The following is a 22,219-nucleotide window of genomic DNA, read 5'->3' on the forward strand; positions in this document are numbered from 1 at the left end:
CAGTAATATCAGTAATATCAGTAATATCAGTAATATCAGTAATATCAGTAATATCAGTAATATCAGTAATATCAGTACTATCAGTACTATCAGTAATATCAGTAATACTAGCTAGATGAGTTAAGTTTTTACCTAATTAAACACCAGTGAGCGCTGAGTCTCATCGGTTGGGCGCAGCTGCTTAAGCTCAGGTGTGTATAACGTCACTCGATTACGGCCTGAATGCTTAGATGCATAGAGCGCGATATCGGCACGCTTTAATAACGGATCTAAACTCAGATCCTCACGAGTGTTACACGATACCCCAAAGCTAGCACTAATGTTAAACACATGCCCAGAATACTTGGTATCGATTGCAGCTATCGCCAGTTTACAGCGCTCGGCTATTTTTAGCGCGGTTTGCTCACTAGAATAAGGTAGAAATAGGGCAAACTCTTCACCGCCCATTCGAGTAAAAATATCACTATCGCGAATAAGCGGCCTGATCACCGACACTACATGTTTTAATGTCCAGTCTCCAGTTGCATGACCGAAACTATCATTGATGTTTTTAAAGAGATCCAAATCAAACACTATCACTGAGTAGTCGGCTTTGCGCATACTAACCTGTATGAACTCATTTTCAGCAAAATCTTGCCCAGCGCCGCGATTATAAACACTGGTTAATCTATCTGTTAATGCCAATCTACGATAACGCAATTTCTGCCTGTGGCTGTAAAACAGAAATAGCGACAGGAAGATTACACTGCCCACCAACATGGTCATAATCATGACATTATTAGTACGGGCGGATTGATCTAACTCTTTCTGAGTTTCCACCAATTGGCGCTCCTGATTGAGCAAAGCTATCTCGCGCGCCTGCTCTTGGTGTTTAAACTTGGCCATCTGATAGGCATTAGCCTTGGCTTTGGTGTCATCGAGGATTAAATGACTATAGTGTTGATGAGATTCGAGGTAATCATATGCAAGCTTGTACTCCTTTGACTCAAAGTATCGCTGTGACAGTACTTTGGTGGCAATAGCTTTATATTCAATATGGCTTGTCTCATCATTTAAACTCATCACCTTGTTAGCAAACTCTTCCGCTTGAGGGGAATCTTCTAACGCGAGATAAGTTTGACTCAAAAGAGCATTGACATGGTTGATTTCAGTTTGAAAATTGAACTCTTGATAACCTTTTAATACAGGCTCTAACAAGTTTTTAGCAGAGTGATAATTCTCAGTATTGATAGCAACTAAAGCCAAGCCCTTTTGCGACATCAAACCGATAAGTGGTAATTGGTTTGCCTCACAAAAAGTCTGGCTACGTTGAAAACCATTCTCAGCATTTTGATATTGTTGTTGCTTTAAGTCTGCAACAGCGACATACAACAAAGCGAAGCAATGCTGTCTCGAGTCAACATCAAGACTAAGTGACATGGCTTCTAAAGCATACTCCCGCATATTTTGATAAGCATCGAGTTCTAATGCAAGGTTAGCCAGACGTATGTAGGAACCAACCTTAATATCGGTATTATTGGCTTGCTCAATGCGATCTAAATTCACTGCCATTAACTCTAGTGCGGCGGGGTAGTCCTTTAGACCTATATAATTTGTGGATAAATATTGATAAATTTTGTTAAGTGTTGCGGCACTCGGATTAAAGCTCTCAGCTTCTCTTAAGAGTATTATCGAAGCTTGATAATCCCCATCATAAATTTTAAGAATCGCCTGATAAATTTTAACCAGTGCTCTTTGTTCTGTCGAAAGTTCTCCCCAATCACCCAACATGCTCTCTAATAAATCTGTAGATTTTTGCGGCGCTGCAGTTAATGAATCTACTATCTCTGTTAAAGTAGCATCATAGTTACCCTCCTCCGCATTAACAAGCGTAGAGGCTGCAAACAAATAAAGAAGAATAACTATTGTATAACGCATTATTGGTTATTTATCGTTTATAAAAACAACCATAAATCCTTTAACGCTATTGCCACCCGACAATGATTTAAGCTTATTATCATCGCCCGACATCACAGCTTGGATCTCATCATCACTTAGGCCGTTAGCCTGCATCACACCTTGCGGGTCTTGCTTATATTCCTCTAACAGCTTGGCATCAGAACCTAACTTCTCGAAAAACTGATTAAACTTTGACATTTTTATTCCCTTAAATTAAATGAACATCTTTGGTTTGTTTTACTTTATTTAGCTTTCTTACTTTGCTTGTTACTTTTGTTTAGCTACTAACCATCTATCGGTTGGCTTTACCTTCCAATACGTTGGATTGCTTCAGGCTCAACACTACAGCTCTTAATTTCAGTCTCATAACTACGAGCTCATTAACCTAGCTCTTCTGCGCTGATCCCGAGCTTGGCCAATACCTCATGGTTAAACTCAAGCTCCCGTGACGGCGGAATGAGCAAGGTAGTAATAGATGATAGCTGCGCAAATGGCAGCTGCTTCAACGCAATCCTCTCTATTCTCGGAGACTGAGTCGGCAAATTTGGCGCCTCATAGAGCACGATTCCATGTTCAAGCGGGTACCACTCACTAAGTTGCTCCACTAGCACTTGCAGCCTGTCTGATGACGTATGAAATTCGGTTAAGGTGTGCTCTCCCGCAATACCAATCTGCCACAGCAATAAGTGCGTTGTCGGATCTGGCGTATGCTTATAGAACATAAACTGGCTTGCTTCGAAACTTTGATGGCCAGAGGCGCCAGGATCGATACCTACATCGGCCCATAAACAGGCCTCAGCCGAAATACCCGGCTCCATTTGTGCGCTATAGCCCTCTTCTCTTGCTTGGGTTATGGCAAAATGAGAGACACAGGCAAACACCCCTGGATGACCGTATAGTGCACAAACAACTTTTTTGCCTAGTCGAACCTGATCCAGGATAGCAGCCACCATCTGATCATAGGTATCGCGACGATTTTTAACTTCGCCCTCTTGGGCGTAATAAGGCTGAAGACTGCGCACATCTTGATTAAGAGACTCAAGCCAATGCTGGGCAAATCCATCCGGCACCAGAGAAAACACCACATCGGCATGCTCAATGTAGCTTTTACTCAATACGCTAATTTGTCCGGCTAAATTGAGTCCAGTGCCGACACAAACCAAAGTTCCTTTTTCTGTTGTCATCTACTCTATGCCCATCTATGTATGTTTTATCGTTGTTCTTCACTCAATGTTTATCGCTCAACTTTAAATCCTAGGCTTCTAGGCTTAACGCTTAAACTTAATGAGAAAACAATGTTAAGTTAACACAACAATTCTGTAACTTAAACCGAAATTGGACTGGTGCGTCTTCTTTCTCAAAGTGGTCTGATTTACTTTCAGTTACAGCTTTACTATCAATAAGATAAAGTGAATTATTTAGGGGAGATATCAAAGTCGTTTTATCCAAAATTAAATGACAAAACTAAACCGTTAATCAGATGAATAACTACAGATAATGAACTTCTTAGGTTTTTGGGACTCCATATATTCACTAATTAGGGTTTAATGTTAAATCCTGTAATGAACTAAAGAATTACGTTCCAAGCACGCCTTGACGCAATAGCCCTTGTCATAAGGGGGATCGCTTGGGTATTATGACCGACAGATTTTTATGAAGTAGCGCATTCAATGACAATTAAAAAGAAAAGTCTTACCCTTTTGGGCGCTGCTGCGCTCTCGTTATCAGTTAGTGGCTGTGGTGTTTTCGATTACTTGATCTATAAGCCTGATATCCCTCAGGGTAACTATATGGAAAAACAGCAAGTCGAAAAATTGCGCATAGATATGACTAAAGAGCAGGTTGAATACGTGCTTGGTCGTCCGGTGTTACGTGACAGCTTCTCTGATGATACCTGGTATTACGTCTACCATTATAAGAGTGGTCGTGACGCGAGCATCATACATAAAGAGCTTATTATTAACTTCAATGGCGATAAACTCGCAGAAGTTAAAGGTGATTACGATTTAAGCGTAGAATTTAATACGCCATTGGAAGAAAGTAAGTTACCTGAGATCAATACACCTGAAGGTGACCCACTGATCCCAGAGCAGCGCCCTCAAGCTGAACCTTTGGTAGAAGAGAAAGAAACTCAGCCTGAGACACTTTCTGAAAAGTTTGAATAACGCTTGAATACTCACGTTAGTTAAACCGATTAGCTTAAAGAAAAATGGCGAGTCCCTAAAGGAGACTCGCCATTTTTTATTCATTAGATTTTACTGCCTGTAATCTTATTTATTCGGCCATCTTCTTTAGCTTTTTCAGCCCGTTTACGTCGAACATCTTTAGGGTCGGCAATTAAAGGGCGATAGATCTCGACTCTTTGACCCGGTAGTAACACTTCATCATGTTTAACTAAACGACTAAAGATCCCAAGCTTGACTGTATCTAAATCAATCTCCGGGAAGTAAAGCTGCATATCACTTAACTTGACCGCCTCAATACATGTGGTTCCCGGCGTGACATTCACCTTAATCAGCTTCTGCTGAGTAGGCAGCGCATAGATGACTTCGACTAGAAATGGGGCTTGCTCTGTACTCATTGATATATCACCTTTGCACGACTGGTAAATGCAGTGACCATTGAAGCCATCAACTCTTTAAATACTTTACCGAAGGCTAAGTCGGCAATCGAACTTGAGAATTCAAAATTCAACTCAAACTCCACCTTACAGGCATCTTCGGTCAATTCTGTAAACTTCCATTCACCAACCAGCTCTTTAAAAGGACCATTCTCTAACTGCAACTGAATACTTTTACCAGGAACAACCTGATTACGTGTGGTAAAGGTTTTACTGATCCCCGCTTTTGCTACATCAACCGAGGCAACCATGGTTTTGCCATCAAATTCTAGGACTTTGCCACCCACACAACCGGGCAAGAACTCTTTATAAGATTCAACATCATTGACTAGGTCATACATCTGCATCGCGCTGAAGCGAACTAATACACTGCGAGAAATTTGCGGCATCTGACGATTGGTACTCAGTAATTAAACACGAAGCGTGGATTTTAACATGAACACAAAAAAACGCATCTTTGATACAGCCCCATCGTATTGAGCGGCTAAAAAGCAAACAAACTCACTCAGCAAAGAGATAAAACTTGTAATAAATTGATTTGCCCAATTCCATATTTGTTTGGCGCGAGTATAATGACTGCCTATGGCTAAGAAAAACGCAAAAAATTCAAAGAACAGTTCAGCTTCCATTGCACGCAATAAGCGCGCAACTTTCGACTATAAGTTTGAAGAGAAGCTAGAAGCAGGCTTATCCCTTATGGGATGGGAAGTGAAGTCTATTCGTATGGGCAAGGTAAACTTGTCTGAAAGCTATGTGTTTCTAAGAGAAGGCGAAGCTTATCTTTTTGGTTGCACCATTGCGCCACTGAATACAGCATCTTCCCATGTCGTATGTGATCCGCTACGCTCGCGCAAACTACTACTTAAACGAAAAGAGCTTGATAAGCTTGAAGGTTTAGTTGAACGTAAAGGTTACTCAATCGTACCTATCTCCATGTATTGGCAGAAAGGCGCTTGGGTTAAAATCGAAATTGGTTTAGGTAAAGGTAAGAAAGATCACGACAAGCGTGAAGATACCAAAGACCGTGAATGGCAAATTGAAAAGTCTCGTACTATGAAAAAGGCCGTTCAACAGTAATTTCAACAACGTACGCGGTCAATAACGTACGTATAACGAACAATCGGTTGTAAATGCAATTTTTATGCTTGGTAAAACAAGAAAGGTCGCGTTACAATCACATTGTACTTGGGGGCGATTCTGGATTCGACAAGATTCTCGAAACCCTGGGAGCATGCCGAGGGGCGGTTGGCCTCGTAAAAAGCCGCACAGTTATAGTTGCAAACGACGATAACTACGCTCTAGCAGCTTAGGCTAGCTAGCCATCTTGCTCACGTTTCTCAAATGGGCAGAGTAATAAGATGGTCACCTTTACATTTGATAGCGAGGGAACCACGTTCAGGGGTGAACCGCGAAACAGTACTGAACTCGCCAATTGCAATCCTGTCTTTCGGAGTGTAGTTGGTTAACCAAAAGAGAGACTAAGCATGTAGCGCCTTGGATGTAGGCTTTTTGGACGCGGGTTCGAGCCCCGCCGCCTCCACCAAATATAGGAACAAAGACGTCTCAGGACGTCTTTTTTTCTGTCTGGAATTTATAAAATCAATAACTTAGCGTTCATTAGCGTTTATTGCCATCCCATAGCAGCTTGAGTTTTATGTCACACTCAATGTAACATCGAAGTCAAATCCCATAATCGTGTTACAAACATGGCCAATACAACTAAGCAGCTCACCGCAACGCAAGTCACAAATGCTAAGCCGAAAGAGAAAGAGTACAACCTCGCTGATGGTCGTGGGTTAATGCTTAGGGTAAAACCAAGTGGCTCGAAATTTTGGCTGCTCAACTATACCCGTCCTGTTACGAAAAAACGTACCAACCTTGGGCTCGGCACCTACCCTGATGTGCCACTTGCTGAAGCCAGAAAAAGAAGAGAGGCTGCTCGCGAGCTCCTTGCCAAAGGCATAGATCCTCAATATCACCTTCAGCAACAAGAAGAAACAGTTAAAACGGATGCAGCTAATACCCTTAAAGCTGTTACTGATACTTGGTTCGAAGTAAAAAAACAAAAAGTATCTACAAATCACTCAAGAAAGCTTTATCGCAGATTAGAGCTATACCTATTCCCTGCCCTAGGTGAAACACCAATCAGCGCCTTAACTGCACCACAAGTCATTCAAGTACTCAAGCCATTAGAAGGCAAAGGACACGTAGAAACTTGTAGACGTGTGATCAGCTGGCTGAACGAAGTGATGACCTTTGCAGTTAATACAGGTGTAATTCACTCCAACCCACTTATTGGCATAGCGGCTGCGTTTGGTGTCCCAGAGAAGCGTCAAATGCCGACAATCAAACCTAGTGAGCTACCTGAATTTATGCAGGACTTATCTTACGCCAGTATAAAAGTAACAACACGCTGCTTGATTGAGCTTCAACTACACACCATGACACGACCAGCTGAAGCCGCTATGGCTAAGTGGGCTGAGATAGATTTTGATAAAAAGCTATGGGTGATCCCTGCAGAGCGCATGAAGATGAAGCGTGAGCACATAATCCCTTTAACACCTCAAGTTCTCGCATTACTAAAGCGTATGCAGCCAATCAGCAGTCACTTGGAATACATATTCCCTGCTGACAGAAACCCGAACAGACATACCAACACTGAAACCGCCAATATGGCGATCAAGCGTATGGGCTATAAAGGCCGCCTTGTGGCTCACGGCCTGCGTGCATTAGCGAGTACCACATTAAACGAACAAGGCTTTGATGCTGAGTTAATTGAAGTATCACTGGCTCACGTAGATAAAAATACCGTAAGAGCGGCATATAACCGTGCTGATTACATTGAACGACGCAGAGAGCTTATGTGTTGGTGGAGTGAGCATATCTGTCAGCTATAATAAAGAAGGGACGGCTGGGAGTTTCAGGCAATTTCACTCAATGACATTGCCTCCTCAATCTTAAACAATAAGACTCAACAATCGCTCGACAACAATGTCACTATCTAAGCTTAAGTCAATTGTACAAAATCGAATTTTATGCCCCTGAATAACGGCATACTCATCATAGCTTTCGCCTAAAGACGGGTGTAATAGCATTCCCGAAGCATTCAACGACAGCTTATCATTTGCATCAACTTGAGACATTACATAACTATACAGTTGGTATATATAGTTACTTTTAAATGTACTGTTTCCAAAGCGCCCCTTCATTAATATGTCAGCAAATTTGGTATCGATAATCAAACGTTGTGCTAGCCGTTTATTCTCTAGCACAATATCCATCGACATCGATGGGAGCAACTCTTGCCCCAATACGCTTCCTTTAGATATGGGCCACCTTGCCTTCTTACCTGTTTTTACAGACCAGCCATTGGGCATTAGTTTCAACTTATAGAATCCACCAACGGCTTTTTCAAAGAGCTTCCTGACCCACTCCTTCTGCTTATCTGGAGTTGGTAAAAGCTTAGATCCAAGCGACTCTGTCAATAAGTGCATATCATGCGCAAGCTCAGCTACCAACAATACCTGTCTATCATCAGCTTCATGCCGTGAGAACCTTTCACGACTAGGTCGATAATGAGCTGGTGGCCTATCACTGACACCTAGCCGATTTAACCTCAATGTAAGGTTGTGACATCGCCTCGCAAGTTCTGGCTTATCGACAAGGCCAACTAATGCAGATAGCGAAGCACAAATATAACGATTTCGATCAGAGTCCATCGTCAGCTCATCGAATGAACAAATTACCTTACCTTTCGACAGAGCCATTGTACGCTCCGTTGATAAAATGTTAATCCTACCTCTAACGCGAGTGATCTCTCGTTCAGTTTCTACAAACTGGGTTGATAAATTCCGCTTTAGTCGATTATCAACAAGATCACAGAGCACATCAGCTATCAGGTTTGCAACGTTCTCCAAATTCTCTTCAACATCACTAAGCTGAGCAAACAAAAAACGAGACTCTGATGCATAAAGCATCAGCAGCCACAAGTTCTGTACTGGAATCTTACCTACGTAGTGGCGGCGTTCGCTCATAGCCCCTCAATTAAAGCATCTCTAGCATTTATTGCATCTTCTGGGGAGTCAAACCAATACTCTTCTAACAACGGATAAATTTCTGTTTCAACAATATCTTTGAACCAGGTAGAAGGTTCATCAATTTTGTTATGACGTGATGGGGTAACATAACTATGACCAACCTGAAACTGCTTACCCAACTTTGGATCTTCCGATATTTTCAAGTTCAAGGAAGCCATCTTAGATTGAATTTGTTGTAAAAACGCATCATCTAAACCGTGCTCTTCATTAACCCATCGTCTCCATGTATCGCCTATTTCTGGTTGCAAACTAATAAATGCAAACCTTCTACGTAACGCCAAATCAACTAAAGCAAGCGACCTATCTGCCACGTTCATAGTGCCGATAATAAACAGGTTTTCTGGTATAAATATCGGCTCTTCACCTTCTCGCATATAGCTTAATGAAAGACGTTCATTAGGCGTTCGTTTATCAGCTTCAAGCAAAGTAAGCATTTCACCAAAGATTTGTGCAGGGTTGCCACGATTGATTTCTTCAATAACAACAACATATAGCTGCTTGGGATTTTTGGCTGCTGCACCTACCACATCTAAAAATGGTCCATCACACAGCGTAAGTTTGCCATCTCCAGATGGTCTCCAACCTCTGATAAAGTCCTCATATGAAAGGTTAGGGTGAAATTGAACCGCTATAATGTTCGACTCACGCTTCTCACCTATTAGCGCCATCGCTAGCTTCTTTGCTAACCACGTTTTACCCGTACCTGGCGGCCCTTGAAGAATTAGGTTATTTTTATCTTTCAGTCGCTTAATGATAGATGAAATCTCATCTTTAGATAAGAAGCACCCATCCTCCACAATATCCAACGCTGTATACTTCTCGAAGGTAGGCTGCTTTGCGGCATCGACTTGCTCTTCGTCTTCATAGCCAAACCACTCATATTGACCTTTATCGACAAAGCCAAGAATGTGCTCATCTCGCAAAATTTGCATTTGACGGTCAATAGTCATATCAGGCGTATTATTGTCAGGGAAAAGTGCTTTAAGCTCTTCTAAGTAACGACTTTGAAATTCCTGCCGAGTAAACAACTCTGATTGTTTCTCAAGACATAACTTTTTAATCCGCTCTAATATAAGTGCTTTCCAGCCTTCACCTTTAACTTGTGGCTTAGCTGGAGACTGCCAAGCTTTGAAAGAGAACTCAGGGAATGAGTGAACAGGGAATTTTTCCTCACTAAATCGTGTCTCTAAATCTTCTTGAACCTTCAAGTAATCAGTGGCACTGCACCGCCCTTTTGAGCCACTCAACCCCAGCTTGAATCCCAACGAAGTAAAATAAGTCCTCGACTGAGTATCTAATGTTGGAAAGCTCCATGGTCGTATCCAAAAAAGCCCCATAGACAAGTTCCAGCCAATACCATTTTGGGCAGACACCTTGTCATAAAGCTCTTCAAACTGGCTACGATGCTCTTCAGAAGGCTCATCTGCAAGAGAAAGTGCCACTTCAAACAGCTCCCATAAGTTATCGATATCTGATTCATGACGGTTCTCTTCATAAGCAAAGAACCAAGACTTCATGTTGTTTAATATCGGAATACCTTCAAAAGAGTCTGGAGCTTCAATGTCAATACTCAGAAAACGTGCAAGAGCACCTGCCAATTTAGTACGATTTTCATCCGTAACTTGGCGATTGAATAACCCCATGACAGTAAAAGGACAAATGTCATCAAGGTCTTTCCCACTCATATAGGAAAGCTCGTGCTCTTCAGCCAATTTAGCTACAAATTCGGTCAACTGTTTCCGATTGTCTTTATGCTCAATAAGTGCCGAGGCGAATGCTTCGTAAAAATGACTCCATTCAAAACGCGCATCTTGTATAGCTTTAGAGCCAAAGCGTTCCTTCCAATATGGTTGTTCAACAAAACGTTGATAGTCCTGTTGCTTGTCCCGAAAAGCAAAATCTAAGAGAGCTGTGCTCATCCAGTCATTACTTTCTACTTTCCATATCGTTGTTCTACTGGTGTAGAAGTACCACTCCTTTGGCTCAGGAAACGCATCATCCCACTTCACCTCTACCGTTTTACCGTCATTTAAGTTCTTTGTAATCGTGCCAATCGCCTTAATAGCCATGACAGAAGCGAAGTGATTGTTTCCGTTGAACGGAAGATTATGCTTTTTAGTGTAAGCCGACTTGATGGCTATTTTGTCACCTACCGCCATAGAGCGCACTAGGTCAGAATACTTGTCATCGTAACCATTTTGCCAAATGTTCTCAGCCAAGAATCGAGGAAGTTGATCATCACTAAAATCATACATAGCGCCAACAAACCAACCACAACGCTCTGTTCCTTCTGAGCGCTTGGCTAACGATACCAAGTCGGCGGTCATATCAGTTACAAACTGCTGGTCATCGTTCACTTTCGCCACTTCAAACTCGATTGAAGCCAGCGTATCCTCACGACTCTCCCAGTCTGGGTAAGTCATCTGTTGCTCTAACTCATCAAGAATACGAATTGCGTCTTCCAATAAACTATCACTTAGCTGTAAATGTTTATCGCTCAATTGTGCTTTTAGCACAGCTTCAACTTGGTTTACATCAATCAACTTTGCGTTCCTTGTTCAGCTTATCGGTTAGTTTTAAAGTTCTCAGCCTGCTCAAAAATCTCTTTATACACTTCATCACGATCAATCGGTGGGTAGCCCCACTCATCGAGCAAAATGATCAGGTCAAAGTGCAACTCAGCTTTGATATCGTCTCGCTTGTTCCAATCGGTGTATTTGGCTTTATCATCAATGACCTTCTTCACCTCTTTAGATAGGTCAAGCAGCTTCTCTTCGGGATAGGTAAAGTCATACTTGTGAGCCAGTGAGATGAGAATGTCGTAAAAGGCTTTTTCTTCAAAATCTATCCCCATTTCACCAAACGAGGACATCTCAGCACGTAGTTCATTGTAAAGATTGATAATTTCATCAGAAAAATCATTGATGACTTCCGAGCGAAGTACATCCTTTTCATCACGCTCATTGTACTTTTCAACCAACATATTCATTTTCTTAGTGAAATCGACACCTTTCACTTTATTGGTCTTTTTAAACTCGCCAATCGCTTTGGCAAGCATCTGCTGAAGAAGTTGAAGTTTAGTGTTTGGCTGTTTCACCATCTCCAACTTGGCAAGGTAATCATCATCAAAAATATCAATCTCGCCACCGTCTTTCTCACCCAGTTTAAAGATCTCTTCAACACCATCACTCATTAGTGCGTCTTTGACCAAATCACGCACCTTGCGGTTCATTTGGTCAACATCTGGCGCACCACCCGTAGTGATCTTAAATACGATGGTTCGAACCGCTAGATAATAGTGAATCTTGTCCTTATGCTCTTTGGTCAGCTCACTACTACCCACACAAATGTCATAGGCTGATTTAAGGCGTTTGGTCAGATCCATAAACGTCTTTTCAAACTTCTTGGTTCTTAGTGCAAAATCAGCCGAAGCATTTAAGCAATGTAACTGCTCTAGTGGAGTACCATTGAAGTAAGGCTTAGAGTCGAACTTATGGAACAGCCCATCCAACAGGCTCAAGTGATCCTTAACGATAATGACCGACTGTTTGATGTCTTCTAGGTTCTGATCTTGCCCTGCTGTGTATTGGGAAAGTGCAAGGTTCATCTGTTTTTTTATGCCGATGTAATCGACTACCAGACCATTCTCTTTACCTTCAAATTTACGGTTTACTCTCGAAATGGTTTGGATAAGGTTATGCTTTTGCAAAGGCTTATCAATGTAGATGGTATCGAGGAACGGCACATCAAAGCCCGTTAGCCACATATCGACAACAATAGCGATTTTGAAGTTCGATTTACCATTTTTAAACTGACGATCCAGCTCTTTACGGTACTCTTTGTTACCGAGTTTATTCCACAGAGCTTTATCATCGTCTTTGTTACGAGTCATAATCATCTTGACTCGCTCCATCGGCTTAACTTTCTTCTTATCACTTTCTGATAGGGTTGCACCGTCTTCACAGACTTTTACTTCATCCCACTCAGGGCGAAGCTCAAGCAGTTCTTTATAGAATTGATAGGCAATTTCACGACTGCTACAAACAAACATTGCTTTGCCTTTTTGAGTCGTGCCTTCTTCAACACGATTCTCATAATGCTCAACAAAGTCTTTCGCTATAGATTTTATGCGATCTGGGTCGCCTAGTATGGTAGACATACTCGCCATAGCCGTTTTGCTTTTATCTATTTGGTATTCGTTTGTCCCTGCTTCTTCACACTCTTTATAGTATTTTTCGACTTCATCAAGCTGGCGACCATCAAGTAGCACTTTTGCAGCTCGACCTTCATAAACAATACGAACAGTAATTTCATCGTAAACCGATTCTGTCATTGTGTAGCTATCGACAACCGCACCAAATACATCCAGCGTTGCGTCAATTGGTGTGCCAGTAAAGCCGACATAAGTAGCGTTTGGTAAGGAGTCGTGAAGATACTTAGCAAAGCCGTAAGTCTTTTTCACTCCGTCTTCAGTAACGGTAATTTTCTGTTCTAAATTGGTTTGACTGCGGTGCGCTTCATCCGAGATACAAATGACGTTGGTGCGCTCCGTCAGCAGCTCCAAATCTTCAGTAAATTTATGGATGGTAGTCAGGAATACACCACCACTTTTACGCCCCTTCAGGTGTTCACGAAGTTCAGCACGGCTCTCAACGCTAATGATGTTTTGATCGCCCACGTAACCTTTTGCATTAGTGAATTGACCTGAAAGCTGATCATCCAGATCGGTACGGTCAGTGATAAGAATAATAGTTGGGCTGCCCAACTCGACATCTTTCATCAGTAGACGAGATAAGAACAACATTGTGTAGCTCTTACCGCAACCAGTCGCACCGAAATACGTACCACCTTTACCGTCACCACTCACCAACTTTCCGTGCTCATCAAAGCACTTCATATGTTGTTTGATATTAGCAAAAAGCTTTGTTGCTGCGTAATACTGAGGATAACGACAAACAATCTTTTCTTGTTTACTTGAGGTGTCAGGTAAGTAGATAAAGTGACGTATCACATCAGTAAGGCGTTTCTTGTTAAACAAGCCGCTGATCATCGTAAACAATGAATCAATACCGTCTTTGTCTAGCTTCTCTTCACCCGTAATTTTACGCCAAGAGTAAAAGAACTCGTATGGGGCAAAGTACGACCCCATTTTGCTGTTCACACCATCACTAATCACACACAGAGCGCTGTATTTGAATAGTTCAGGGATATCTCGATCATAACGAGTGGTTAGCTGCTTATACGCATCATAGATAGTCGCTTCTTCACGAATGGCACTCTTAAATTCAAACACCACAAGAGGTAAGCCATTGATGTAAAGAATCCCGTCAGGGATACGCAGCTCATAGCCTTGTATCTCCATTTGGTTAACGATGCGATAGCGGTTGTTCTCTAGGTCAACGTAGTCTAGAAGCTGAATGTATAAATCTTTCTGGCTTGTATCTTCACGCTTTAACAAAAAACCATCAGAGACAAACTTCATTATGGCTTTGTTAGTATCGTAGAGATCTGAAGCTGGAAGATACTCAAGCTTATGGATAATTTGCTTTATCTCATAGGCTGTAATACCTTCCGTTTGATAACGTTTGGCTAGAAATTCACGAAGATCGGACTTAATCAGCACATCTTCAGGTACTCGCTCAATCGCCTCACCACGAGTATGTGGATAGCCCTCTTTCCCTAGCAGCTCAATAATGGCTTGCTCTAGCCTTTCTTCTGTGAATTTCATCAAACTCAACTCTTATTTTTCAATTTCCATTTGCTCAACTACCCCTCTCAACAAAATCGGTGACAGAGGTTTGAGGATTTCCTCAAAACGATGACTAATCTCTTTTCTAACTTCTAATGCGTGATGGATTGCAACATATTTCTTTTGAGCCTCAAGGGGTGGCAATGGCACTTCTATGTCACAAAATCTATCCCAATCTAACCCCCCACGAATACTTGAATCACAATAGAACCAAGTTAATCGATCAAACTCTGGACGCTGAAAAAACATCATCAAAAACTCTGGTAATACAACTTCTTCATCAAGGACTTCAAAAGTTTTATATGCTGGAGAAACAAGAGCTGGTTCATCATCTCTATATAGTGCTATTGGTAGCCTCTCGTCACGGCCTACGTGCATAATGTTACAGGCAAAAACTCCCTTTTTAATGACCTTATACTTGGTTAAATCTAAATTTGTTGAGTTTGCAATTGATGGCATAAAGTTTTTAGATATGTTTATACCTAGTAGGTTAGATACGCTGTTATCTTTATTTTTTTCGTCAACCATAGAAATAAGGTTGCCTATTGGACTAGATTTCATAACCAATTCCTTTAAATGCTTCAAATAGCTCAGCTTGCGCTTGTTTCTCTTCTTTCATTAATGCCGAAAGTTCAGACTGAATCCTTAACATTTCTCCTTCAAAATCTATTGTGCTATCAGTAGCAGAAAAAGGAATGTACTTACTAGGAACTAAAGAGTAATTATTTTTAATAATTTCTTCTTTTGATGCCGAGTAGCAAAACTCAGCAATATTCTTATACGATTCAGAATGCCCTTCTCTTTGCCAACAATGGAATATTTTTGCAACATCGTTAATGTTGTTTTCCGTAAGCTCTATGTATTTTTTTTCAAACTCAGTACCAAGCCTTCTCAGATCCATAAACAAAACTTCTGTGTTTCTTTCCCTTAAGTTCACCTCACCATCTTCATTTTGGTGAAACCTAGCATCTTTATTTTTATTTATAATCCATAAAGTTACACTAATATCAGTGTTATAGAACATATCTCTAGGTAAAGTAATAATGGCTTCAACTAGATTGTTTTCAATAAGCTGTTTACGTATTTTATACTCATTGCCCGAAGCCGAAGTAGAACCACTTGATAAGATAAAGCCAGCAATGCCATTTTGGGAGAGCTTAGATACCATATGTAATATCCAGCCATAGTTAGCATTACTAATTGGCGGAGTCTCGTAACCATCCCAGCGATGATCATCAACCAACTCTTCTGTTGCTCGCCAATCTTTCTGGTTAAATGGTGGGTTTGCCATAATAAAATCAGCTTTAAGAAGCTCTTGCTGATCATTAGCAAAGGTATCTTTAGCAGCTACGCCTAAATTTGCAGAAATACCTCTAATTGCAAGGTTCATTTTTGCAAGCTTAAATGTAGTTGGGGTCGCTTCCTGCCCATAAATTACAACGTCTTTTGTATTCCCTTTGTGCTTTTCAATAAACTTCATTGATTGAACAAACATACCACCCGAACCACAACAAGGATCATAGATTTTACCTCTATAGGGTTCGATTAACTCAGCAATCAAGTTGACTACGCTTTTCGGGGTGTAGAACTCCCCTTTGCCTTTACCTTCTGCGATAGCAAACTTGGCTAAAAAATACTCATAAACCCTTCCAACAATGTCTTTATGGGGGCTATTTAGTGTTTCTATATTTCCAATTACATCTACAAGTGCCGCTAATTTACTAGTATCAAACTCTAATTGAGAAAAGTAATTTTTGGGCAATGCACCTTGAAGTGCTTTGTTGGTTTTCTCGATAGTGCTCAGAGCGGTATCGATCTTTAGGGCAATATCTTCTTGTTTAGCATTTTGCTGAACAAAGCTCCAACGACTCTCTTCTGGTAGATAAAACACATTTTCTTTAGTGTATGCCTGAACTAAATCAACATACTTTTCTTGACCCGCATCAATCAGATCTTGCTTACGCTTCTCGAACGTATCACTGATGAATTTGAGGAAAATCAAGCTCAATACGATGTGTTTGTATTCTGACGATTCAACACTACCACGCAGCTTGTTTGCTGCATCCCAGAGTGTTTCTTCAAATGATTTTTCTTTCTTTTTTGCTGCTGGTTTCTTTTTAGCGGGTGCTTTTGCCATACTATTGATTACTCTATAATTTATGGTTACTGCGGTTACGTGCAGAACATGGAAAAAGATTATATATGAAATTTAATGAATTAAGTTGATAAAACTCTTATTTTAGAAGCCTTTCTAGGAAGCCTTAGGAAAGGATGTTAACGGTAATAAACCTTCAAAATTTGAACCAATCAAAACTATTAACACTGACATAAACAAGCTAAGCAATAGAAATAGTTTTGTTCCAATGCCTTTTTACTGTAGCAATCCCTAAACCTAAAACTTCTGCTACTTTTGATTGAGATAAACCCTCGGCTTTCTTAGCTTGTACTAAAGATGTGGTGTTATGAGCTGCTGGTCTGCCTAGCTTCTTACCTTCGGCTTTAGCTCGCTCAAGCCCTTCTTTTGTTCGTTCCCTGATCCGGTTTCGCTCAAACTCTGCAAAGGCTGAAAACATCTGCAGCATCAGCTTACCCTCAGCACTTGATAGATCGGCGACGGGTAGATCAAGGCACACAACCTTGATGCCTTTATCTGTAAGCAGGTTAATTGTGTTTTGTACGTCTATGTTATCTCGGCCTAAACGGTCTAACTTCAATACCACCAGCATATCGCCACGTTCCATCTGGTGATTAATTAGCATCTTGAACTTTTCACGCTTCATTGCCTCAACAGAACCAGAGACCGTTTCACTGATAGTGCGATCATCATTCACCTCATACCCTTTTTGTCGGATAGCAAGAATCTGATTCTCGGTGGTTTGCTCTGTTGTAGAAACGCGACAATAGGAAAAGGTACGCATTGGTCACTCACTTTTGTAGAAGGTATCAAATATGGGGGCATCATATAATTAAAGTACCATTAAAGCTACACCCTGATTTTATGATACCCTTTTTAAAAAAATAAAACTGGTATCAACATACGAATGTTTATTGATACCCATTTTTTATATCACATAATTCAGCTAGCTTTGTTCGTAATGCGCTTTAAATTTGTGCTTCCATATCTGGTAATGACATTTTCAATTAATACCGCGTCATTCATTTAAACTCACTTTTTGGAATAGCTACAGCATCTGGGGTGCCAGAGAAAAAGAAGATGCCTACGATTAAACCTGATGAGCAGCCTAAATTTATGGAGCCCCTGTCCTACGCCAGCATCAAGAAAATTACTCACTGCTTGATTGAGATCCAAATTCATACCATGACGCGGCCAACTGAAGCCGCAATGGCAAAGTGAGCTGAGATTGATTTCGATAAGCTAATATGGGTTATCCCTGCAGATAGAAATCCCAATAATCACACCAGTACAGAAATTAGCAATATGACACTCAGGCGTATAGGCTACAAAGGCCGCTTAGTGGCTCACGGCCTGCGTGCTTTGGCCAGCACCACCCTCAACGAGCAAGGATTCGATGCCGAATTGATTGAGGTATCACTCGCTTATGTAGACAAGATTACCGTTCGTGCGGCCTATAACCGAGCAGCTATATCGAACGATGCAGAGAGCTCACGTGCTGGTGGAGTGAACATATTTCAACACAGGCTTAGGCCAACCACTCAGACTTACGCTTTCTAAACATAAGAAAAATTCAGAAACAGTAATTTAATGGGAGACATCCATGCCTAGATCTAGGTTTAAATACAAAACCTCACTGAACCCAGCTGATGCTGTTGCTCTAATTTTAAATGTTGATGACATTTCTACAATTCCACGAGGCGATCCTCATTTTGAAAGAGCCAACGAATTATATGCTGGATTAATTTCTGAATTCGAGATTGCAATCAACGATCCAAACAAGAGCAAGATCGACATAGTCTTACCACCTGTCATGGGGGCTTCAGATGCTGAAGCGTCTATAGTCAGCATTGCAAAGTATCTAATCCAAATAGGCCAACGAGAAGATGCTCAGCTTCTATATCCTGGCTCAAACATTCTCAATACCAATAAAGATGGCTCTATTCACGGAAACACAGCTAGAAACGCTAGCGCAAGGGAGGAAGTCCTCCAGTTTGCTCTATACCTGCTGAATAAATATCCAGACCAATGTACTACGATCACACTGTGGGCAGAGTTGATCGATGCAAAAGCACCACTAAAATGGCCAGAAACTTGTGTCCCTCCTCTAGCTCGTGCAACCGTTGAAAAGCTATTAAGGAAATCTATAAAAGATTTCTGACAGTAATTTTTAGTTTCTGACAGTAAAAAATTACTGTCAGAATTTATGCCTTAGTCTGTATTACGCTTGCCTCGTACTATTAACACCGAGATATAACGAGGCAATCCATGAAAGTTTTAAGATTAAAAGAAGTCATTAACATCACAGGGCTAAGCCGCTCTACCATTTACGAGCTGATCGCTCAGAATCAATTTCCTAAGCAACTCCCATTAGGCGCCCGCGCTGTTGGCTGGGTCGAAGAAGAGATCAACAACTGGATTACGCAACAAATTGAAGCGAGGGATCACGAAAACATTTAACTCAGGAACAGTTTACTAAACGATGCGGGTAGCCAGATAGCTCAATTACTTAGCTATGCCACGACTTCTTTGCCCGATAACGATTGACTATATCAAGCAGAAGCAAACAAAAACCCTATTTGATGATTAAGCGGAGTTGAACAGATGAAAACCCCAAGATTATTAAAGCATATGGAACAAAAGTGCATCCAATCTAAAGATCTGGATTACATCATTCGACCTAAAGAGATGGCAAAACTACTAAGTATCAGCATATCGACTCTTCACCGAAGGGTGCGTGACAATCAATTCATTCAACCCATAAAAATCAATGGAAAGAATAAGGGCTGGCGCAAAAGCGATTATGACTTTTGGATAGAAAGCCAATAACCCTAGCCTGGAACCATTTATTTGGGGCCCCATGATAAATGGGCAGTAAAAACTGCCCTTTCTTCCATATTACTGACATCAAATGCACTTAGATGCGTCCAAATGAGCCTTATAAACAACGAATGAAGGTTCAGAGCAACATTTAGCGCCTTAAGTAGATAGTTATCAAAACTGAAATGCGCGGCATCATTGAGCTACAGGTCTGGCACAAGCAGCATTTATTACAGGTTTTATTATTATGCCTTTTAACGCTACTGAGTATGAATACCTAGATTACTTCTGGCCAGTGCAAAAGTTCGATACAGGTTTAAATAAAGACATCATGGATTCTATCTTTGAAAAATTACTTTCAATGCTTGAGCTCCACCCGAAGGTCCTAATGGTCTGTTTTGAAATCCACACTTACGAAGCCACAAGTAATAACAAACTCATTAGCAAACTGTTCAAGCAGCTGACAAACTCTCTAGAAAAGCACTATAGCAGTAAGATGGACTACTTATGGGTACGAGAACAAACAGCAGCTGAAGGGTTCTGCCATTACCACTGCATAGTCATTATTGATGCACAGAAAGTGCGAAACTCATTTGGTATAAAACCGCACTTAGATAGAGCCTGTTACCTGTTGGTCAATGTTAGTTATTATTTCCCTACTAATTGCAACTATTGGGTGCACTACCAAGACAAAGATAGCTTTCTAAGCGCAATATTTCGTGCTAGTTATTTAGCCAAAAATGAGACTAAAGAATACACACCTAAAGGCATTAGAAAGTTTCAAGGGGGACGAAAAAAGCGTTCTCTATAAAAGAAAAAACATCAACTTTAAAACCAATATTAAATTGGATCTCTGCAAATAAAACCATCCCTACGCAATCCTCTTCGGATCGGGCTATCAACTAGATTTAACTAGATTGTTTTAACAGTCTTGGAAAAATAGACCTACTTCTGGAGCCGCTCCCTAAATACCCTTTCATGACACCCAAAACCTGAATCCATTAAACCTTGCTGGTGGTAATCAAGCCATAATGCAACCGCATTATCGATACCAAACTGACCTTCACCTATATTTCGTGAGTAAAACTTAGGGTCTGTGGTTAAGTCTTCAGCTTGAAACCTTCGACCTCTGATTGAGGTTTGTTCGTTGTCGCTATCAGGAATGTGGTTTAACGAGGTCAACCTATGAAACAGGTCAGGAGAAATCATTCGGCCTGAAACATAGCAATTACGCCCCCAGGCTTGTGCTATACATGCAGCAATATCTGCTCGACATTTCCAGTAGCCATAAATCCACAGCTCACAGAAATGATAGCGATAAATAGGTTCGTTTCCGATCTCAGCAACCTGCTCTCTCATTAAAATTAACGCATCATATTCATCAGCCATGAACTTCGTAATTAACAACCAACCATCAACTCTGTTTCCACCAGCAGCATTCAATATAGAATTCAGCCAGTCACCGAATAACTTTGGCTGTTTGTAAAAATGTTTGAGCTCATACAACTCTTCCGAACCGCCTTCCAACCACTCAAGCTTCACACCAAATAGTGTTGCCGCCGCTTCCAAAATATCTGTATCTAAGCTCTTTAGAAGTTCAGCCTCATCTTCAACTTGGTGAATGGTGAGGTTATGCCCAAAAAAACGGGGGATTTGTGCACGGGCGACACCATGAGCTTCAAAAAGTCTAATAAAGCGCTGTGCGGTATTAGTAACGATACGCTCTGGGTTACGCCATTTCTTATACCTTGCTCTAAGCGCAAAGAATGCTTCGATATCACCTAATCCAACCATGGATAATTGTCCTTTATTAAACTAAACCCTTGCACTATGAGTCGACTTTAGTAACTTCAAAGCCATACTGGCTAACCACTTCAATTAAACGAGTTACACTACCAATACTCCATTGGTTAGATATCGCAATAACTTCACCTGAATCAAGCTCAATAAGGTCTTCATCGCTTGAATGATATCGCTTCATTTTTCCATCAGTGATATCTGATATAGGCAAGGCTATTCGTCGACGTATATCCTTATCAAATACTTCCAATAAATCCGACAAAGAATTTGGCTGGTGGGCTTCAATCCAATCAGTGATAAGCGCCAATGCTAGATTTCTCTTATTGTAAGTCTGATCTTTATACTTAAATCGTGAATAATCACGCCCACCAGCAGGCTCGCTTCGTTGCTCCGCTCGCTTCTCACGAAACTTAATCTGATACTCTTCGGCTTCAGGAACCGGAATAATCTGCTCAGCATTAATCAAAATATCATCGTTATATTGATAAGGTGTTAAGCGGACGCAAGTTATATCAAGCTTCTTATCACGTAACCAAAGCACAGAGGTTGTCAGCTCCTTGCCAAAATCAGCTGATGCTAAAACAATACGGACATCATTTCCAAAGTCATCAATACTAGTCTCATCTAAGTCAACAAAGTCTAGAATTGCTTCTCGGGCATCCAATTCTAATCCTTCAGCCGTAATATATCTGTCAAAATACTCGCAGGCCTTATCAAAGGTCATGTTCGAGATCATTGCAGCATATCGCAGGGCTTGCAGCTCCATGTGCGCACCAACCTCATCACGCTTAAGCTCAATTACCACTAGGTTGGCATTTTTATCAATTGCTAAAAGGTCAATACGACGACGGCTATCCTCCCAATCAGAGAACTCCTCTGAGATAACAAGGCAATCAGGTGCTATCGCTTCAATACTTTGCTTCAATGCAGCCTGTAGATCTCGGCGCTCATGCAAACCAGCCTCAGCAAAAGTAGTCTTTTTAAGGGCTGTTAAGTTTTGATTAGAAATATTGTATAGGCTCAATTTAGCTTCCTATGCAGGTAGTTTGGGATTAAACATA

Annotated in this window: 22 protein-coding genes and 1 other RNA gene; 10 read left to right on the forward strand and 13 right to left on the reverse strand. The window is 41.1% G+C overall.

Annotated features, from left to right (window positions below; genetic code table 11):
* Positions 1-132: 132 nt before the first annotated feature.
* From Q1A86_RS16510 to Q1A86_RS16520, 3 genes are all read right to left on the reverse strand, one after another.
* Positions 133-1,917, reverse strand: a complete 1,785-nt coding sequence (locus tag Q1A86_RS16510; RefSeq protein WP_299808837.1) for a GGDEF domain-containing protein — start codon at positions 1,915-1,917, stop codon at positions 133-135.
* 6 nt (positions 1,918-1,923) lie between these two features.
* On the reverse strand, positions 1,924-2,136 hold the full coding sequence (locus tag Q1A86_RS16515) for a hypothetical protein (protein ID WP_299808840.1): 213 nt from the start codon (positions 2,134-2,136) through the stop codon (positions 1,924-1,926).
* 182 nt (positions 2,137-2,318) lie between these two features.
* Positions 2,319-3,122, reverse strand: coding sequence for an SAM-dependent methyltransferase (locus tag Q1A86_RS16520; RefSeq protein ID WP_299808843.1), 804 nt, complete (start codon positions 3,120-3,122; stop codon positions 2,319-2,321).
* 486 nt (positions 3,123-3,608) lie between these two features.
* Here Q1A86_RS16520 and Q1A86_RS16525 point away from each other — a divergent pair, with 486 nt between their 5' ends.
* A complete protein-coding gene (locus Q1A86_RS16525; RefSeq protein ID WP_299808846.1) occupies positions 3,609-4,103 on the forward strand; it encodes an outer membrane protein assembly factor BamE in 495 nt (164 codons plus the stop codon).
* 83 nt (positions 4,104-4,186) lie between these two features.
* Here Q1A86_RS16525 and Q1A86_RS16530 read toward each other — a convergent pair whose 3' ends face one another.
* On the reverse strand, positions 4,187-4,519 hold the full coding sequence (locus tag Q1A86_RS16530) for an RnfH family protein (protein ID WP_299808848.1): 333 nt from the start codon (positions 4,517-4,519) through the stop codon (positions 4,187-4,189).
* Positions 4,516-4,947, reverse strand: coding sequence for an SRPBCC family protein (locus tag Q1A86_RS16535; RefSeq protein ID WP_299808851.1), 432 nt, complete (start codon positions 4,945-4,947; stop codon positions 4,516-4,518). Before Q1A86_RS16535 ends, Q1A86_RS16530 begins: the two co-directional genes overlap by 4 nt.
* Positions 4,948-5,140: 193 nt before the next feature.
* Between Q1A86_RS16535 and smpB the strand changes: the two genes are divergently transcribed.
* The 3 genes from smpB to Q1A86_RS16550 all read left to right on the forward strand — a co-directional run bounded on the left by smpB (position 5,141) and on the right by Q1A86_RS16550 (position 7,455).
* Entirely contained in the window at positions 5,141-5,635 is a 495-nt protein-coding gene (smpB, locus tag Q1A86_RS16540) for an SsrA-binding protein SmpB (RefSeq protein WP_220760005.1), read from the forward strand.
* Positions 5,636-5,745: 110 nt separating this feature from the next.
* Positions 5,746-6,101, forward strand: a transfer-messenger RNA (tmRNA) gene (gene ssrA / locus Q1A86_RS16545).
* Positions 6,102-6,264: 163 nt separating this feature from the next.
* Entirely contained in the window at positions 6,265-7,455 is a 1,191-nt protein-coding gene (locus Q1A86_RS16550; protein ID WP_299808854.1) for an integrase domain-containing protein, read from the forward strand.
* 60 nt (positions 7,456-7,515) lie between these two features.
* On the opposite strand, the gene Q1A86_RS16555 is transcribed toward Q1A86_RS16550, so the two are convergent.
* From Q1A86_RS16555 to Q1A86_RS16580, 6 genes are all read right to left on the reverse strand, one after another.
* Complete coding sequence (locus tag Q1A86_RS16555; protein ID WP_299808857.1) at positions 7,516-8,592, reverse strand: 5-methylcytosine-specific restriction endonuclease system specificity protein McrC; 1,077 nt, start codon at positions 8,590-8,592, stop codon at positions 7,516-7,518.
* A complete protein-coding gene (locus tag Q1A86_RS16560; RefSeq protein ID WP_299808860.1) occupies positions 8,589-11,198 on the reverse strand; it encodes an AAA family ATPase in 2,610 nt (869 codons plus the stop codon). The genes Q1A86_RS16555 and Q1A86_RS16560 overlap by 4 nt, the downstream gene beginning before the upstream one ends.
* 20 nt (positions 11,199-11,218) lie before the next feature.
* Positions 11,219-14,383 (reverse strand): type I restriction endonuclease subunit R, encoded by a 3,165-nt coding sequence (locus Q1A86_RS16565; protein ID WP_299808863.1) that lies wholly within the window; start codon positions 14,381-14,383, stop codon positions 11,219-11,221.
* A 12-nt stretch (positions 14,384-14,395) separates the two neighbouring features.
* On the reverse strand, positions 14,396-14,965 hold the full coding sequence (locus Q1A86_RS16570; protein ID WP_299808866.1) for a hypothetical protein: 570 nt from the start codon (positions 14,963-14,965) through the stop codon (positions 14,396-14,398).
* Positions 14,955-16,541 (reverse strand): class I SAM-dependent DNA methyltransferase, encoded by a 1,587-nt coding sequence (locus Q1A86_RS16575; RefSeq protein ID WP_299808868.1) that lies wholly within the window; start codon positions 16,539-16,541, stop codon positions 14,955-14,957. Before Q1A86_RS16575 ends, Q1A86_RS16570 begins: the two co-directional genes overlap by 11 nt.
* Positions 16,542-16,740: 199 nt before the next feature.
* A complete protein-coding gene (locus Q1A86_RS16580) occupies positions 16,741-17,322 on the reverse strand; it encodes a recombinase family protein (RefSeq protein ID WP_299808871.1) in 582 nt (193 codons plus the stop codon).
* Positions 17,323-17,618: 296 nt separating this feature from the next.
* On the opposite strand from Q1A86_RS16580, the gene Q1A86_RS16585 reads away from it, so the two are divergent.
* From Q1A86_RS16585 to Q1A86_RS16610, 6 genes are all read left to right on the forward strand, one after another.
* A complete protein-coding gene (locus Q1A86_RS16585; protein ID WP_299808874.1) occupies positions 17,619-17,759 on the forward strand; it encodes a hypothetical protein in 141 nt (46 codons plus the stop codon).
* 84 nt (positions 17,760-17,843) lie between these two features.
* Positions 17,844-18,098: a hypothetical protein gene (locus Q1A86_RS16590; RefSeq protein WP_299808877.1), complete on the forward strand. Its 255-nt coding sequence runs from the start codon at positions 17,844-17,846 to the stop codon at positions 18,096-18,098.
* A 43-nt stretch (positions 18,099-18,141) separates the two neighbouring features.
* Positions 18,142-18,699, forward strand: coding sequence for a hypothetical protein (locus Q1A86_RS16595; RefSeq protein ID WP_299808880.1), 558 nt, complete (start codon positions 18,142-18,144; stop codon positions 18,697-18,699).
* 107 nt (positions 18,700-18,806) lie between these two features.
* The gene (locus tag Q1A86_RS16600) at positions 18,807-18,998 is read left to right on the forward strand and encodes an AlpA family transcriptional regulator (protein WP_239889048.1); all 192 of its coding nucleotides are present in this window, start codon (positions 18,807-18,809) and stop codon (positions 18,996-18,998) included.
* Between the two features lie 144 nt (positions 18,999-19,142).
* Complete coding sequence (locus Q1A86_RS16605) at positions 19,143-19,367, forward strand: AlpA family transcriptional regulator (protein WP_299808890.1); 225 nt, start codon at positions 19,143-19,145, stop codon at positions 19,365-19,367.
* 238 nt (positions 19,368-19,605) lie between these two features.
* Positions 19,606-20,169, forward strand: coding sequence for an inovirus-type Gp2 protein (locus Q1A86_RS16610; RefSeq protein ID WP_299808893.1), 564 nt, complete (start codon positions 19,606-19,608; stop codon positions 20,167-20,169).
* 134 nt (positions 20,170-20,303) lie between these two features.
* Here Q1A86_RS16610 and Q1A86_RS16615 read toward each other — a convergent pair whose 3' ends face one another.
* Together Q1A86_RS16615 and Q1A86_RS16620 are read right to left on the reverse strand one after the other, a co-directional pair.
* Positions 20,304-21,152, reverse strand: coding sequence for a hypothetical protein (locus Q1A86_RS16615; protein ID WP_299808896.1), 849 nt, complete (start codon positions 21,150-21,152; stop codon positions 20,304-20,306).
* A 34-nt stretch (positions 21,153-21,186) separates the two neighbouring features.
* Positions 21,187-22,182 carry a hypothetical protein gene (locus Q1A86_RS16620; RefSeq protein ID WP_299808899.1) on the reverse strand — a complete coding sequence of 332 codons (996 nt, stop codon included), beginning with the start codon at positions 22,180-22,182 and terminating at the stop codon, positions 21,187-21,189.
* Between the last annotated feature and the right edge of the window lie 37 nt (positions 22,183-22,219).

Source organism: uncultured Shewanella sp., from assembly GCF_947497935.1.
In the GTDB taxonomy this organism is placed as follows: Bacteria; Pseudomonadota; Gammaproteobacteria; order Enterobacterales; family Shewanellaceae; genus Shewanella.